Raw genomic sequence first — 16475 nt, 5'->3', positions numbered from 1 at the left:
GTCTAGCGTCACGCGGCTACCATTCCAACGAGCGATGGCTTCGCATCAGTTCCAATTTCTTCAAAGGAGAGAACTGGGTTTTGAAGACCTTTGGCTGCCATGACAGTTCTCACAAATCGCCGACGCCTCATCGACGTCACCAATGCCGGATAAATCCCACTTTCACTCGCCGCGGTGATCCGGTCCACGATCGCCTCAGCCAATCGATTGAATTGATCAGGTGGTAGCGCAATTTCGCCAGATCCCCGATCGCCATCAAGCTGAAACGCGCTGAAAGTCTCTTCCCATTCTGGAGCCAATTGGACGAGGGGGATCGTTCCATCGATCCGCCTTAATCCAGCGATCAACTGAAACCCAAGCCGTTGTCGGACATGCTCAGTGATACCTTCAACTGTCTGATAGCTTTGCCGTCCTTCGGCCGTCGCTTCAAGAATAAGGGGCAGATTTCGAACGGACACGCGTTCGTCCAAAAGCAGACGCATTACCGCAAGCAACACTTCTACAGGAACCTTGTCGGGAACTAACTCATTTATCAGATTGGTATTCGCTTCTGAACGCGCGGGATCACTTAAATTACTCATCTCAGCCAATGAACGACGAAGTGTTTTCAGAGTAAGCAATCGCGAAAAGTTCTGTTTAATGATCTCGAGCAAATGGGTGGCAAGAACCTCACTTGGTGCAACAGTGGTCAATCCCGCAAGTATAGCTTTTTCCTGTTCAGCCAGCGAAATCCATCGCGCAGGGGCTCCATAAACCGGCTCCTTCACAGCGTCTCCACTGATCCCTATGTCTCCCTCCGTGGAAAGGAGTGCCAGAATATGGTCAGGCATCAATTCATCGGCAGCTTGGGCGACGCCGTGAATTTTTATGACGTATTCGCCATTTTTCAAGGTTACATCATCGGTGAGCCTAATTTCGGGAAGCAATAAACCAAATTCAGTGGCTACGTGTTTCCGCATATTTGCTATGCGAGCCTCTAGCCCGGTCGCCGGGTCCAACACCATACTGACAAGATCTGGCGCAAACTGAACATGGATATCGTCGAGATCAAGGACGTCACCCATCGACGGCTCTTTTGGCTCAGGCAGAGCGGGGTTCGTGTCAGCACGGGAAGCTTTTGAACTGTCCGCGTGGCGCTTGGAAAGCCACGCACAGCCCCCCAATAGTAATGCGCCAATCACAAACGGGACAAAAGGCAATCCTGGGACAAATGCAAACAGCAGCATCAAGACAGCAACAGTCGCAAGAGCGGAGGCGTGCTTGCCGAGTTGTGATATAATCGCAATGTCGGTACTACCCGTCGCTCCTCCTCTTGCCAGCAACAATGCAGATGCAATCGAGATAATTACTGCTGGAATTTGAGAAACAAGGCCGTCACCGACAGTCAAAATTGCATAGGTCTCGAAAGCGACACCAAATGGCATTCCGTGTAGAGACACTCCGATCACAAGACCCATTACAAGGTTGAGCAATGTAATTAACAGTCCCGCGATTGCATCACCTTTAACAAATTTTGATGCGCCATCGAGGGATCCAAAAAACGTTGTTTCCGCTTGTTCCCTGTCTCTGCGTTCCTTGGCTTCAAGGTGATCGATTGCCCCGGCAGCCATATCGCTATCAATCGCAAGTTGCTTACCTGGCATTCCATCCAGCGCGAAGCGAGCACCAACTTCAGCCATGCGAGTAGCGCCTTTATTGATCACCATGAAGTTGACGATCAACAGCACTCCAAAAACGACCAGTCCCAAGAAGACGTTTCCGTTCATTACAAAGTTTGCAAAACCTTCAATGACATGACCGGCGGCTTGAGTGCCAGTATGGCCCTCTCCAATTATCAATTTTGTTGAGGAAACATTGAGAGAAAGCCGCAACATAAGCGATGCGAGCAAAACAGTTGGGAAAGCCGAAAAGTCCAGTGGCCGTTCTATAAAAAGAGTTACCGTAAAGATCAAAATCGCAAGCGAAAAAGATGCTGCAAGCCCCAAATCCAGCACCCATGCTGGCATTGGCAGAATCATCATGACAATGACTGCCATCAATGCCATGGCCAGCAAAATTGTTGGATTGAAAAATTCGCGGATAGAGAAAGGTGTCACAGCACGGCCCCCTTCAATAATTGAATAAGAAAACCAGGTGTCAGTAAATTCTGAGTAGATGTTGGCCAAATATACAAGTTTGCAAGTCGCGTGGGCTCACTGCGAGCTAAAGCTGTGAGTGGCGCTCCTTCCTTGACGCATGAATATATTTTTAAAACTCGATCTTTGTAGCGCTTCGCAAAGCTGATTGTTCGCAAACGATAGGCCACGACCGCTGTAGGCCAGAGTCCAAACTCATTGAGAAATTGCAGCAGAAAACGTGCTGTGTACCTAGCATTTTGAACAGGATTAATCATCTCATCAACTGATGAAAAGTAGTGACCATACCATCTGCAGATCAGCCGGAGGCAGCCAGCGGCAGAGCTCTGTGCTTTTTGTGCAGACTTTTTCTGAGCATCCCGAGGTAAAACGGCCCCAGTAGCAAACCACTGCCCCGCACCCTCCATATTGACAGCCCTTGGCCGAAGCCTGGTCTGCCCGTCAATGGATCGCTCCGTAGCAATAAGCGAAACTGCTCGCATAAAAGCGCACGGCACAACCTGCTCCCGAGCTGTGAAACGCGTAGTATCGCAACAGCCATCGATATGGTCTAAAGATTTTTCTGTCGTCGGCTTTGTGCAAATGTGACCCATGTCAGCTATGACGAAACCAAATATTTTACAGTGCTTATCCATCAAGAGCTTTCTGCTTCTTCGATAAACACCTTATAATCAAATCCTTTCCAAAACGTGTTCAATTGGGGAAAAATCAAGGCTAAGGCGAGTCAAAGCGCTGAAACATCTGAGCAATCAAATCACGTGTTTTTTCTGATTGCACGATAACAGCGCGTCGATCGGCCAGTGTTTCCGATTGCGTTTCAGCCGGCCTGTCAGAGAATATCAGCTGTTCTCCCAAACTCGCCAATAAGGGATCAGAATCTTGTGCGGAGAGGGCCGCCCATTGACGTGTTCTCCAAGAGAGATCTGCGTCAAAGTCTAAGTTTGCGGCACGCGCAGTTTCCAGTACGTTTTCGATATCTGATTGGGGGGCAGCAAGGATCTCTTTCAAGATAGATTGTGATCTATCATCTGTCATCCCCGTCAGAATCACACTTGCTTCAAAAAACTGATTACGCTTTGCCTTGTTATTTGCCCGCGCAAACCGACGTCCTCTAGCCGCATCACCGGTGGCATCTGCTTCAATAAGCGTCTCTGAGTATTCCAAAAATCCGAGTTCTGTGAGCCGTTCAGCAGCCATGTTTTGAACATTTCGATCAAGGAGCTCATAAGGCGCGGCGTAAGCTGTTCTTAAGAATGCACCGTCATCATCGACCTCAACCGCTGCTTTGACAATTGCATTCAAGATTTCTAAATCGTTTGGCAATTCACGATTTGCGAAAGATAACGCTGCGACAGGTTCGTTTCTTGCAAGAAACGCTTCGACTATTGCAGCCGCGAGCAAAGATCTTTCAGTATCGGGCGAAGCTTCGAAGAGCATTGCTTCAGCCAATTCCAAGAGCGCATCATCAACAAAACCATCCAGCTCAATTTCCAACTCAATCAAACTAGCCACACTTTTAATTTCAGCCCGTGGGTTTTCAAAAACTAGTGATCTCAATGAGCTCCGCGCCTGCTCGACTTCGTCCGATGCAACCTCGAGTGCAGACTGCGTTTGAAGGACCTCAACAGGTACCCGACCAGCATTTCTAGATGACATCGCCAGAAGCCGCGTCGCCGCTTCAGCTTCATTTCGAATGACAAGCTTTTGAGCTATAATGGGTCCAAGGTGACGCTGTAAATGCGGTGGCCAATTAGAAAAGGCCAATTGGATGTCATTTACATCCGTTTCTGCTGTTGACGCCGCATCTGTCAGCAATCTCCAGATCGGTGATTCAGGAGTGCAATGATCCTGATTTTGCACTTTCCCAAATTCCATAATCTCTGCGATCAGGACAAGCGCCCTGACTTCGTCGGAAACGTCTTGGCTATCAAGATGAACTAGCGCTTCTGCCCCAAAGCCAAAATGCAGATAGGTTTTCACAAGATCGATAGCTGCTTCTGCTTTCAAACGGTCAACCGCAGAAAACAGCAACGCACGCTTGGAACCAATTTGAGCGCCAAAAGATTGGCCATCACTCCAGTCTTGAACAGCAAATAGATCTGCTGAACTGCATAGATTCATGTTTGTGCTAAGGTTTTGCTCTGCGCTATCAGCTGAGTCGAATGACTCTATAGCTGTGAGCGATCGTACTTGCGCAGGGTCCATGATAACCACGTTCAATGGGTGTTTAGAGGTTGGCTCAAGCTCCTGGTCCTGAAGATTTTCGCGTATGCTAATCAAACCCTCCGCAGACGCACGTGAAAAAGTTTCCAATATTGTACGCTGTATCTCTTGAACGCCTTCGTCTACCGGACTTTCCAGCTTCATGGGCAGCAAAGTGTCATCCATGTTTTTGCGATCATTAAGAATGAGAGGCAAATCCACAGCAGCAGCTCTTGTTTCATAAGTGGATTCATTCACTACAGCCTCTTTTGGATCGGGCCCATCGTTTATGTCGATCACAAACTGGTTTTCGCCAAACTCAAAATTTGTTGCGTGGCAATCACATGCCATGTCAATTGCCAGTCCTTCTTCCAAATTTCTGACCATCTCAATTCGATCACGTCGAATCCGCGCGAAGACGTCTTGGGTAAGAAATTCGGAAACGCCATCTACGGAAAAAAAGTATGTTTGCTCGTCTCGTTCAAGCGACCAATCTCCCTCTTCGGGCAAAGAAAACACCAGGCGCGTAAAAGTTTCATGCTCTCCTGATCGAACGTTAACGGATTGCGCCGCAGCGGGCGAATTCCAAAGAAGCAACAAAAAAAATAAGGTTCTCATGCTGCAACCTTTTTGGTTTCTTTCAATGCATCTTCAAGTTCAGAGTAACTTGGGCGGACATGGTTCGGCGTGTTTTGCCTTCCAACTTCAATACAAATATTAGTGGCGTGTTTGTGCAGATTTGCGATCAAGACTTCACGAATGAGCTGGTAGAAATGCGCATCTTCTTCAATGACAGCTTTTACTTTAGTCGCAAATGGACCGACGAAACCATATGCCAAAAAAACACCCAAGAATGTTCCAACGAGTGCACCGCCAATCATCTTGCCTAGAACTTCCGGAGGTTGATCGATCGATGCCATCGTTTTGATGACACCTAGAACGGCGGCGACAATCCCCAATGCTGGTAGACCGTCAGCGATCGTTTGAAGCGCATGTGTAGAGTGCATCTTACGACTGAGACTCTCCTCAATTCTATTGTCGAGTACTTCTTCGACCTGGTGAGGATCATCATAGTTCATTGACCCAGTACGAAGCGTATCACAGATCAATGAAACCGCCTCTTGATCTTGAAGGATGTTCTCGTATTTTGCAAAAATTTTGGACTTTTCCGGTGCTTCAATATGGACTTCAAGTGCTATAGCGTCAGCGCGTGCAATGCGTATCAACTCGAACAACAAACAGAGCAAATCTCGATAGTCATCCGGCTTCCACTTTGGCCCTTTAAAAACCTTCTGAAGATCTTTGAGCGTATGTTTGATCGATGCCTTATCATTGCTAAGGACGAACGCACCGGCAGCCGCACCGCCAATCATGATCATTTCAAAAGGTAGGGATTTAAGAATGATCCCCATCTTTCCACCCGCTAAAATATAGCCACCAAAAACCATTACAAAAATGATAACTATTCCAACTAGGCCGATCATCAGCTGTCCCGTCTTTCTTGATTTCAATGTCTAGAATCTTCATGTCAGAAGAAGGTTAAAAAGCTGTCTTCTTTGACTACTCGCGCGGAACATTCGCGTTTCGGCCAGCAATCAAGACGCTCACAGCGTATGCAGTTTCCGGATCGAGGCCCGACAATATGTTAGCCGCCATCTCTGGTCGCATCTGGGCAAGAAAACCTGCTGCAAATTCCGGTGCCATTTCAGAAAATACAGCCGCTGCGTCTTTAGGTTTCATACTCTCATAAACGGTTGTCAGGCTAGCGATGTCCGTATCCAAAGCTGATTCGGCAACAGCAAGCGTCGCCTTCAAAGATTCTTCGGCAGCGACGAGTTCCTCCAAGCGCTTATCGATTTCGCCGTTTGCAATATCAAGCGCTTGCATCCGATCCGCAAATTTGAGTTCTCGCTCTTCAACAGCCGCTTCCCTAGCCCGAATGTCACTTATTAGCCGGTCAAGTGCTTCTGGAGGCATCACTGCAGGTTCAATTCTTGCACTAATCGTCTGCGATTCCGCACTGATTTCCTTGGCAAACGCAGGACCCGCAACGCTTCCTAAGCGAAACATAACCGATAACATTAGAAACGCTGCAATCGTGATAAGAACACCATGGCCATTTTTATAAGCAACTTTGCTCATGCTGCGGCCTCATTGGCCGGTTTGCGCGCAAAAACCGGCTCATCGACCGGTTCCTCTGGCACGTCTGAATTAGCCTCTGTTGCTAATGGTAAGTCGTGCATCGAGGCCACAAGCAATTCGAGACGCTGCGCAACCTTTTCAGCATTTGACGTTAATTTCTCAAGTTTGTCTGTTGACGTCGATGCCGCAGTTTGTGCAGCCCCTAGCATCGTCTTCAAATCGTCCACTTGAGCGGACAGAACAGCAACAGCTCCACCAATACCCTTCTCAAGGTCATTAAACCGCGTCAGGCGGCGAGATAAAACGATGCAATAAAACGCGGCACTCAAAGCGCCTGCCGTCATCAAAATATCTGCAATAAGTGCCATAGTTTCCTCTAGTTTAATATAAATTCCATGATGAGCAGATCACGTACTTGCTCAGGTCCAGTCACAACCTGAATACGACGCAACATTTGCGCGCGTAGGCGCGTCAATGCACTAAGGTCTTCTAAATCAGCCACGTCCACGGCACGAAGATAGCCATTCAAAACATCCACGATTCGAGGTTTAATAGCCTCAACTTGAGCCTGGTAATCGGGAACAACTTCGAGCTGCGCAGAGAACCGTAAGTGTTGTCGTCGCGTCGGGTGAGGTAGCGAAATCACGAGAGGTTCGAGAACAACGAACGCGACTTCAGGCAGGACAGTTCTTGCTTGGTCACTCGAATATCCGTCAGCCACAACCTGCTGTTCGCTATTCAAGATAAAGCCGTTATCAACCGCGAGAAAGCCGCCAACTCCCCCAGCGATCGCCAAAACGAGCCCAATGATCATGGGTAGCTTGCCGGATTTCTTCGATGCGCTTTCGCTGGTGGCATCTAACGATACGTTCGCGTCGCTCATACTGGGTACTCCAATTTCGATCTAACCCTCGATACCGAAACAAAACTAACCAATTATTAATACTGATCGTGGAAGTCTTTTTGTCTGCGAGCAGAATGTTCGAATGATGGAGATCAGCAGGTGCAAAATATAATTTCAGTTTGGAAATCTTTAGGTGCGCGCAACCAAATCATTTCAGGCCTAGCAAGCGTGGCGGTATTCCTTGCTGTATTGTTTATGACACGTGTCGCCTCCACGCCAACCTACGCGCTCCTCTATTCGGGATTGGAATCCAGCGCCTCTGGTGAGGTCATTGCATCTCTTGAAGCACAAAGCGCAGCCTACGAAATTCGTGGTGATAGTATTTTTGTCGATAGCGCAAAGCGGGATCAATTGCGCATGACCCTCGCCAGTGCAGGACTACCCAAGCCCACCGTCCAAGGATACGAGTTGTTAGATACACTTACCGGTTTCGGAACAACGTCACAAATGTTTGACGCAGCCTATTGGCGGGCTAAGGAGGGTGAACTAGCACGCACAATAGTTGCAACTCCTGCCATTCGAACAGCGAGGGTCCATATCTCAAATGGTACGAGTCGTCCCTTTCAGAGAAACCAAGCGACAACCGCATCGGTGACCGTGAACACAGGAGTCGCGGGACTAACAACACAGCAGATAAAAGCACTTCAATACCTTGTAGCTTCAGCAGTAGCACAGATGTCACCTGAAGATGTCGCCATAATCGATGATCAAAGGGGATTAGTGTCAGGCGCTGGACTAGCCTCCGACCCAACAACACGTACATCAGAAACAGAAAACATCAAACGCAACATTGAACGCCTATTGGAGGCCAGGGTGGGGTTCGGAAATGCGGTCGTGGAACTAAACGTTCAACGGACGACTGACATCGAAACAATTCTTGAACGGCGAGTCGATCCCAACAGTCGTGTTGCCATTAGTACCGAGACAGAAGAACGCTCAACATCATCGACGGATCAGAACGGAGGAAGTGTGACCGTCGCGTCTAACTTGCCAGACGGCGATGCTGCAGCAGATAGCGGCACTTCTAACAGTCAAAATTCGGAATCCCGCGAACGAGTAAATTTCGAGATGTCCGAAACACAGCGTGAAGTCACACGTGGCCCAGGACAAGTTCAACGCATCACAGTTGCCGTCCTCGTGGATGGTGTAAACGGCTTGGACTCTGATGGTAACACAACTATCGAACCGAGGTCTGAAGAGGAGCTGGCCGACCTACGTGAACTCGTGGCGTCAGCGATTGGTTTTGACGAAAACCGCGGGGATAAAATTACAATCCGCTCACTCGCCTTCGAACCTTTACCCGTCGAAGGAACAGTCGCCGGAAGCAGCAAAAACCTTTTTGACTCACTAAACCTAATGTCCCTCATCCAAATCGCAGTCGCAGCCTCAGTAGCAATTGTGCTCGGGCTCTTTGTAGTGCGCCCAGTTTTGATGTCAGGCAGAGCATATCGACCAGCACTTATAGACGATTCTGGTCCCTTATTGGACGGTGAAATCGACACGTCACTAGGACTAAGCGCAACTGAAATCGGTGAAATGAAAAATGTAGACGGTGCTGTTCAAGTTGCAGATCCGTCCATGCCAAACGATCCCGTGGTTCGGCTCAGAGCGCTTATTGAGGAGCGGCAAGAGGAAACCGTTGATATCTTACGGGATTGGATTGCGGCACCAAGTAAGAACGAGAAAACCACATGATTCACCCCCCGTGTTTGGAAGACTTCAGCTCCCTTCTTCAGGTCGGCGAGCCTGAAGAAGCCACCGCTGATCTGGCAGAAGAGCAACGCCTTGAGGAATACGAAAAAGGGTACCGAGCTGGCTGGGATGCCTGTACAGAAACTGACAGCCACCAACTAAGCAAAGCAGCTCAAAGCGCAAATGAAAGGCTCTGTGAGTTATCCTTTAACTTTGAAGAAGCTAGCTCTGCAATTCTGTACGGCCTGAAACCGCTCTTTAAACAGATTACGGACCGTATCGTCCCGAAAACGCTTCAGACGACGTTTGGCCATCACCTAGAAACGATGCTCTTAAAGTGCGCGCAAGACGCTTTGGACAAGGGCGTTGTCATTCGATCTCATCCAGATTCTGCTCCCTTTCTAGAGACTGCACTCCAGCGTACTCCGACGCTATCAGCCATTTTGGAGCCGGACCAATCCATTCCACCCGGTCAAATATTCATCGCCGGACCAGAAGCAGAGATCCTGGTCGATCAATCCCGATTGACACAAGAACTCCAAAACGCGCTTGCTCCCCTAACATCGCAATTCATTAAAGGAGACGACAATGACTGACATGCCTTCTCAAAACGACGGTCCTAATTTTTCTGACGTTCCAATAGAGGTTACCATTTCGATCGGTCGCACTCATCCGACGGTTCGTGAGCTGTTAGACCTGAATGAAAACGCCATTCTAGTACTCGATAAGAACATCCAAGATCCTGTCGATATTTTCGTCGGCGACAAACTTATTGCACGCGGTGAGCTTCAAGAACTGGAAGACACAAACATCAGTCAACTCGCGGTCAGGCTGACAGAGATTATTGATCCCCCTTCGGGATCGCGCAAGTGAAGAGCCTAATACGCTTTAGCTTCCTAGCTCTCGCCTTATTTTCGGCAACAAGCGTCACTGCACAGGAAATTTCTTTATCCTTCGGGGACGATGCCTCACTTGCTGGCCGGTCGATCCAACTTTTAGCTCTTGTGACGATATTAAGTATCGTTCCAGGGCTCGCAATCATGATTACTTGCTTCCCATTCATTGTGACGGTCTTGGCGATTTTGAGACAGGCAATTGGCCTTCAGCAATCACCCCCCAACATGTTAATTGTAAGCCTGGCACTCTTCCTGACATATTTTGTTATGGAACCAGTATTCATCGAATCTTGGACGCTTGGAATTGGCCCCCTTTCCACAGGAGAGCTCGAAATTGAACCTGCACTTGCCAACGCCATTTCGCCATTTCGCGATTTTATGGCCTTGCGGATTGATCCAAATACTTTTCAAACGCTCACAGATATAAGGCCACAGTCCAGTACAAGTGAGGACATCGCCAGCGCGCCGCTCTCATTAATGATCCCATCATTTTTACTCAGCGAAATTGAGCGCGCTTTTCAAGTTGGGTTCTTAATTTTTCTACCGTTCCTAATAATCGACCTAGTTGTCGCAGCGATTTTAATGTCGATGGGGATGATGATGGTGCCCCCTGCAATTGTTTCGCTACCTTTCAAACTGGCATTTTTTGTTATTGCGGACGGTTGGAGCCTGGTAAGTGCCAGCCTCGTCAGCTCCTATTATTGAACAATAAATTCAGCGTGCAGTGCACCTGCCGACTTAATGCTCTTTAAGATATCAATCATGTCATTTGGCGCGACACCAAGCGCATTGAGACCTTGTATGACTTCAGAAAGTGACGTGCCTTCATTTACTTGTGCAAGACCAGCACCTTGATTTTCTTCGATCGCAACATTGGTCTTTGGAACAACAACGGTTTCCCCTGGTGCAAACGGGTTCGGTTGAACGGCTTGCGGCAACTCTTGAACACGGAGGGTTAGCCCTCCCTGACTAACCGCGACGCTTGAAATTCGAACATCATCACCAAGGACAATAGTTCCCGACCGTTGATCAATGACAACGCGAGCCCGACGTTCAGGTTCTACCAAAATATTCTCAACCCTGCTAAGCGCATGCGCAGTCGAACGCATACGGGTGGATGCAATGTTCAACTCAACGGTTCCGGAATCAGTCATCTGGGCTACAGACCTGCCAAAACTCTGATTGATCGCTGTTTCAATCCGGCCAGCGGTCGTGAAATCCGGAGTGCGAAGGGCCAACCTAACAATCTCAAGCTCGTCCAATTCAAAAAGGATTTCACGCTCAACTCGCGCGCCAGATGGTATCACACCAGCCGTTGGGACACCCTGAGTTACACGAGCTGCCTCACCTTCAACGACCGCACCTCCGGCAATCATTGGGCCTTGAGCAACTGCATAAATTTCTCCGTCTGCTGCATTCAGCGGTGTCATAACGAGTGTGCCACCGCGCAGGCTCTTGGCATCACCAATTGCAGACACCGTAACATCGATTGTCCCTCCAGCGCGAGCAAAGGGAGGCAACGTCGCGGTGACCAAAACGGCCGCAACATTTTTAGGCCGAAACTGTTCGCCAGCTACATTGACGCCCAGACGCTCAAGGATGCTGGATAGTATTTCTTCTGTGAATGGTGAATTGCGCAGGCCGTCGCCTGAACCATTCAACCCAACAACCAATCCATACCCGACAAGATCATTTCCCCGCACGCCGTCAAACTCAACAAGGTCTTTGAGCCGAATAGGACTGGCTGAAACAGAACTGACACAAAAGCCAATCATCACTGAAATCAAGATATGAAAAGTAGCTCTCATCTTAAATACCCCACAAGAGAGAGTCTCGAGAGACGTGCAGTTACAGTATAATGTGTTTCAAGCTGTAACTGAACTTGTTGCAAGTTACTCGCTGTTTCGAATTGATCTGCAGAAACCATTTTGTTCCGGTAGATTCCCATACTGGTATTTTCCGCATTCAGCCGACTAGTTTCCTGTGCGATCCGTTCTTGTGAACTTCCGGCAACAGCAGACATATCGATAAGGCCAATTGTTGCTTTTCCGAGCGGCTCCACGGCAGCGCCGATAAGGTCGAGTTTTTCAGATCGCCCTAGCTTGCTGCTGGGTTGATTTGTCAGGGCGATCATGATCACGCCTTTAAGAGTATGTCTGATAGCATCATCATCCACTTTCGGGAGAGGGTCTACTTTTTCGATGGAACTAATACTGATCGGCGCCGAATTTTTAGAGCCAGTATAAATTTCGCTATAAAATCGGCCAGTAGGGCCAGTATCAAACCACTCGTCAACGACCTGCTGTACGTCCGTGGCAGTCGCCCCTAGAGGTAGTTCGCTGCGCAGCCCGTCCAGAATCACTGCTGCGGTCTGAGTCGCTGGTTTATCTGTTGCGTTGCCAGAAAAGACGCTTTGTCCTAATCTTGTTTCATTAAGTTTTCCAACAATCGCATCAAAGGCGTTCTCGGCGTTTTTTCCAATGCGTGCAATCGCGCTGTCCTGCTGATCGAGGTCAACACTGCGTGCAGATATTTCGAGTTCCAACACACGATCTTGGATGCTACCGAGACTGAGTTGAACGTGGTCGAACAATATATCTTTCTGAGTCATATTTTGCAGATAGCTGTTGTTGCGAGCAATAGCCTGGTCAACACTTCCTAACCGAGAAAAATCGCCGGCCAGGTGGCTGGAAGGGTCGGAGACTTGACCAGTGCTTAATTCCTGCGTGAACTGGTTAAGCCGGGAACGCAGATCAAAATTGTGCTGCCTATTAAAAAAAGCCTGCGATCGATCTCCGATTGATGTCATAGTCACGATCCCAGCCTTAATAGTGTTTGCATCATTTCATCAACAGTCTGAATTACCTTTGCATTAGCCGAGTAGGCTTGTTCGATAAGTAATAAATTCTGCATCTCTTGATCGGTGTCGACGCCATCAGATAGTTCAGCCTGTTTGAGCGTCTCGTAGCGAGCGTTCTCAAAACTGAAATTGCGTTCAGATATCAGCCGCCGCGAGCCAATTTTAGAAAAAACATCTGTCGCTTCAGCCAAGGCAGAATCGGATAAGGGAGTGGAGAGGGCGCCGAGCCAATTTTGAATCTGAGTTGGATCTCCCAGCTCGGAACCACCCTCGTCGTACAGGCCGTCTCGGAACAACTGCGACTTTCCGTCCTGTGAAACATCAACAAGTTCATTAATAGAAATTCGGCCAGCAACACCTGCCTCGTTCCCTGAACTGAATGCCTGACCACCGTCCGTAAAGATACCTAAAGCTGGAATACCCAAAACATCCGTCTGTGTTGGATCGACATCGTCACCCTGAAAGCGGTCTATGAGGCTCGCCGCGATTTCATCGAGTTCCGTTTGGGCCTGAACAGCAAACTCATCGCGCACATCAAAATGCCCCTCAAGAATGCCTCCATCGAAAGGGTTATTCTCCAAAAAATTTACAGAAGTGCCATTAAACTTTAGATGACCCAAACCATTGATAACCGATAATTCACCAGTAATTGTTGAGGTCTTCTCAAATGAAAAAATAGCTGGTTGACTGTCATAGAGCGTGCCACCACCTGCAGAGACAAGCGCGATTTGGTTGTTATCGCGAGAAACCTCTTGGACTGGGATAATTTTGGAGACAGCATCGATTGCAAGTTGTCTTTGATCCAAGAGCGCTGAAATGTCTGCACCGGATATCCGAATAGTTGTGATGTCGTCACTCAACTTATCAATAAGTGCTAGCGAGGCGTTCAATTCATCAACATTCGCCGCAATACTAGCATCAGCGCGCTCTCGATCTGTTTGAATGGAGTCTGTGAGTCTATTCAATTCAGCAGTGATTCCCAAAAATGACTGACCGACAGCATCCAATCTCTGTTCTGAACTGGGCTGAATAGAAGCAGCAATCAGGCTTGTCTCAAGTTGCGTTAGACGATCAGTCAGCGTTCCTGGATCACCTGGAACCCCCATTACGCGTTCTAAGTTGCGAAAGAAGGCCACCGAGGTATCAGCGAATCCTAGATTGGCATCCGAAATCCGACGATCGGCCAAAACACCGCGGTCAACCAGACGGGCAACACCGTCAATCTGGACACCTCCTCCGACACCGCCAGTTAACTGCGATGACAGATCAAGACGCCTACGCGCGTACCCATCTGTCAGCGAGTTTGCGAGGTTCGAAGAAACAATTTCAGCTGCGCGAGATGCAGCAGTTAATCCAGAAAGAGCATTTGACAGGGAACTTGAAATGCTCATCGAGAAGTCTCAATCACAGTCATTAAAGCTACCTTTTAATATTGGTGGTTTCCTGAAGCATTTCATCCACGGTCTGGATGACCTTCGCGTTGGTTGAATACGCTCTTTGAGTTTGAATCAGCTGGGTCAGCTCAGCTGCCACGTCGGTAGTCGACTCCTCTCTTGCGTAACTGACCACATCACCCACAGGCCCTGCACCCGCATCCCAGAGATAGAACGAACCACTGTTCTGTGAGATTGAAAACGTCTGCTGATTGCCCGCTTTCAGACCATTGGGGTTGGGCACGTCAACGATGGGAACCTGATAGAGCGCTCGCGTGGTCCCAGTATCAAAGATCCCCTGAACAATGCCTTTTTCGTTTACTTCGATCGAGATCATATTGCCAACCGGGGATCCATTTTTTGAGATTGAAGTTGGTGCAAAGGTGCCCCCCAACTGGCTGAGACCACCCCCCGAACCAAGCTCGCCAATGTTAACCGAGATCGGGCCTGCGTCCATCGTGAGTTCAATTTCACCCGTAAAACTTGTTGCTATTGAGGCGCCACTTGAGTCCATAATGTCCGCTAGCGCGCCACCATTTGAGCGGCTATCGTCAAATAAGAGGGTGTATGTTGTCAGACTTGGATCACTGAAGGCCATTTCCCATTCATTCGATCCAGTTGGCGTGAACGTAACAATGAGGTTCTCAGAATTTCCAAGGTTATCATAATATTCAACTGCTAATTCTTGCGCGCTCCCAAGCGCACCCGCGACAGCATCCGTTGCAGGTAGGTTTACCCCTAGCTGGATAGACGTTGTCGGCTCACCGACGAATTTTGTACGATCAATCTTGATTGGTTGCAGCGCAGCCTGAGTGTCACGAGAAAACGTTGGGACGACACCATCGCCATCAGCGGGCACTCCCATCAAAACCAAACCCCCTGAGGTTGTCAGGTAGCCATTCGAATCAGTTCGAAAAGAACCTGTAGAGGTAAGCATCATCGCGCTGTCACCACTCTCAACCCCCGATCGATTTGTAACAGGCAGCATTCCGCGACCACTAATAGAAAGATCGGTCGCATTAGATGTTGAAACGAGTGATCCACGCGCATCTACCATGCGTTGTGTCGTTACACTCACACCCCCAGCGGAGTAGGTTCCATTCCCACTACCAGTAACGAGAGAATGAAAATCCGCCCCCGCACGTTTATAACCAAAGGTACTGGAGTTTGCGATATTGTCTGAAATCGTTGCGAGCTTGCTTGCGTTCGCGGCCAAGCCTGCAATCCCGGCATTCAGGGACGAAGAAATTGTCATGTTTTCCAGCCTTTCTGCTGCTCACCCTGTTGGGTTCCCTAAAGAATTTAAGCCGATTGCATTAACAACCAGCTAACAGATAAAATTCAAAACGACTTACCCTCGCCAGATCGTAGGACGATAATTTCGATCCGGTTGTTTCGAACAGAGAGTGGGTTTTTATATTGAGGTTCACGATCTCCATGTGCCGTCACGCGATTCATTTGTTGGGGATAAGCTCCATTTTGCTGCAACAGAAGACGGATGGCCTGGGCGCGACTGTGAGAAATCTCCCAATTTTGGTTTTTCAACAAGACAATTGGTTGGGAACGTACATGCCCTTCAACGGCTAGATCATTGGATACGAAACCAACAATCTGAGCGATCATCGCAGTTAGATCTTGCATCACTCCCGTTGGCACATCAGAGGCGTCAATGAATAGTGGCTGATCTTCCAGATCAAAGAGCTCAATGATGAGCCCCTCATCCGTAACTCTCGTGATCACGTGGCGCAGCATTCTATCAATAACTGCACTTTCGCCAGAAAGTGCAGTTAGGGCTTCCATCACTTGGTTAAAGGATATTTCGTCTTGTTCTGCGCCTAATAATTGTGCCTGAGCTTGCGACGGTTGAGGTAAGTTTCCTACTTCGGGCAAAAGATCTTTGGATAAAACACTCTCGCCACCAAACGCACCATCCCCACCACCCGAAATTCGACTGATCGGTATGGTTGGAGAAAAATAATCCGCGATCCCTTTGCGTTGATTTTCAGTGGTGGCATTGAGCAGCCACATCAACATAAAGAACGCCATCATCGCGGTTACAAAGTCTGCGTAGGCAACCTTCCACGCACCACCATGGTGACCGTCACCACTGACAACTTTTTTACGCTTAATAATTATTGGCACGTTCGAATTTGCAACCATCTTACCACCTCATTTTCCCACCCTCTGTTTACTCAAAGACTGTAAAAGTGC

General features: G+C 48.5%; 15 protein-coding genes. 4 read left to right on the top strand and 11 right to left on the bottom strand.

Annotated features, from left to right (window positions below; translation table 11 throughout):
• Nucleotides 1-8: 8 nt before the first annotated feature.
• From flhA to fliL, 6 genes are all read right to left on the bottom strand, one after another.
• Nucleotides 9-2036 carry a flagellar biosynthesis protein FlhA gene (gene flhA / locus TR2A62_RS12560; protein ID WP_369699519.1) on the bottom strand — a complete coding sequence of 676 codons (2028 nt, stop codon included), beginning with the start codon at nucleotides 2034-2036 and terminating at the stop codon, nucleotides 9-11.
• An 813-nt stretch (nucleotides 2037-2849) separates the two neighbouring features.
• Nucleotides 2850-4955, bottom strand: coding sequence for a hypothetical protein (locus TR2A62_RS12550; protein WP_009158206.1), 2106 nt, complete (start codon nucleotides 4953-4955; stop codon nucleotides 2850-2852).
• Nucleotides 4952-5821: a flagellar motor stator protein MotA gene (gene motA / locus TR2A62_RS12545; RefSeq protein WP_009157858.1), complete on the bottom strand. Its 870-nt coding sequence runs from the start codon at nucleotides 5819-5821 to the stop codon at nucleotides 4952-4954. Before motA ends, TR2A62_RS12550 begins: the two co-directional genes overlap by 4 nt.
• Before the next feature lie 76 nt (nucleotides 5822-5897).
• On the bottom strand, nucleotides 5898-6479 hold the full coding sequence (locus TR2A62_RS12540) for a MotE family protein (protein ID WP_009160768.1): 582 nt from the start codon (nucleotides 6477-6479) through the stop codon (nucleotides 5898-5900).
• A complete protein-coding gene (locus tag TR2A62_RS12535) occupies nucleotides 6476-6847 on the bottom strand; it encodes a hypothetical protein (protein ID WP_009158541.1) in 372 nt (123 codons plus the stop codon). Before TR2A62_RS12535 ends, TR2A62_RS12540 begins: the two co-directional genes overlap by 4 nt.
• Before the next feature lie 8 nt (nucleotides 6848-6855).
• Complete coding sequence (gene fliL / locus TR2A62_RS12530) at nucleotides 6856-7362, bottom strand: flagellar basal body-associated protein FliL (RefSeq protein ID WP_009157729.1); 507 nt, start codon at nucleotides 7360-7362, stop codon at nucleotides 6856-6858.
• Nucleotides 7363-7482: 120 nt separating this feature from the next.
• Between fliL and fliF the strand changes: the two genes are divergently transcribed.
• From fliF to fliP, 4 genes are read left to right on the top strand one after another with little or no spacing between them, the layout of a single operon-like run.
• Complete coding sequence (gene fliF / locus TR2A62_RS12525) at nucleotides 7483-9078, top strand: flagellar basal-body MS-ring/collar protein FliF (protein ID WP_009160166.1); 1596 nt, start codon at nucleotides 7483-7485, stop codon at nucleotides 9076-9078.
• 14 nt (nucleotides 9079-9092) lie between these two features.
• The gene (locus tag TR2A62_RS17685; protein WP_223296113.1) at nucleotides 9093-9671 is read left to right on the top strand and encodes a hypothetical protein; all 579 of its coding nucleotides are present in this window, start codon (nucleotides 9093-9095) and stop codon (nucleotides 9669-9671) included.
• Nucleotides 9664-9948: a FliM/FliN family flagellar motor switch protein gene (locus tag TR2A62_RS12515; protein ID WP_009159072.1), complete on the top strand. Its 285-nt coding sequence runs from the start codon at nucleotides 9664-9666 to the stop codon at nucleotides 9946-9948. The genes TR2A62_RS17685 and TR2A62_RS12515 overlap by 8 nt, the downstream gene beginning before the upstream one ends.
• Nucleotides 9945-10676, top strand: coding sequence for a flagellar type III secretion system pore protein FliP (fliP, locus tag TR2A62_RS12510; protein WP_009160623.1), 732 nt, complete (start codon nucleotides 9945-9947; stop codon nucleotides 10674-10676). Before TR2A62_RS12515 ends, fliP begins: the two co-directional genes overlap by 4 nt.
• Here fliP and TR2A62_RS12505 read toward each other — a convergent pair.
• The 5 genes from TR2A62_RS12505 to TR2A62_RS12485 form a co-directional block, all read right to left on the bottom strand.
• Entirely contained in the window at nucleotides 10670-11746 is a 1077-nt protein-coding gene (locus TR2A62_RS12505; protein WP_255346171.1) for a flagellar basal body P-ring protein FlgI, read from the bottom strand. The two genes, fliP and TR2A62_RS12505, sit on opposite strands and share 7 nt — an antisense overlap.
• A 29-nt stretch (nucleotides 11747-11775) precedes the next feature.
• Complete coding sequence (locus TR2A62_RS12500) at nucleotides 11776-12780, bottom strand: flagellin (protein ID WP_040820714.1); 1005 nt, start codon at nucleotides 12778-12780, stop codon at nucleotides 11776-11778.
• Between the two features lie 2 nt (nucleotides 12781-12782).
• Entirely contained in the window at nucleotides 12783-14222 is a 1440-nt protein-coding gene (gene flgK / locus TR2A62_RS12495; protein WP_009159785.1) for a flagellar hook-associated protein FlgK, read from the bottom strand.
• 28 nt (nucleotides 14223-14250) lie between these two features.
• The gene (locus tag TR2A62_RS12490; RefSeq protein ID WP_009159000.1) at nucleotides 14251-15519 is read right to left on the bottom strand and encodes a flagellar hook protein FlgE; all 1269 of its coding nucleotides are present in this window, start codon (nucleotides 15517-15519) and stop codon (nucleotides 14251-14253) included.
• Nucleotides 15520-15605: 86 nt separating this feature from the next.
• Nucleotides 15606-16424 carry a flagellar motor protein MotB gene (locus tag TR2A62_RS12485; protein ID WP_009160573.1) on the bottom strand — a complete coding sequence of 273 codons (819 nt, stop codon included), beginning with the start codon at nucleotides 16422-16424 and terminating at the stop codon, nucleotides 15606-15608.
• Nucleotides 16425-16475 lie beyond the last annotated feature (51 nt).

This window comes from Thalassobium sp. R2A62 (assembly GCF_000161835.1).
Lineage (GTDB): Bacteria > Pseudomonadota > Alphaproteobacteria > Rhodobacterales > Rhodobacteraceae > Thalassobium.
Note: the sequence above shows the minus strand (reverse complement) of the source record. Positions and strands in the feature narration are given on the sequence as shown.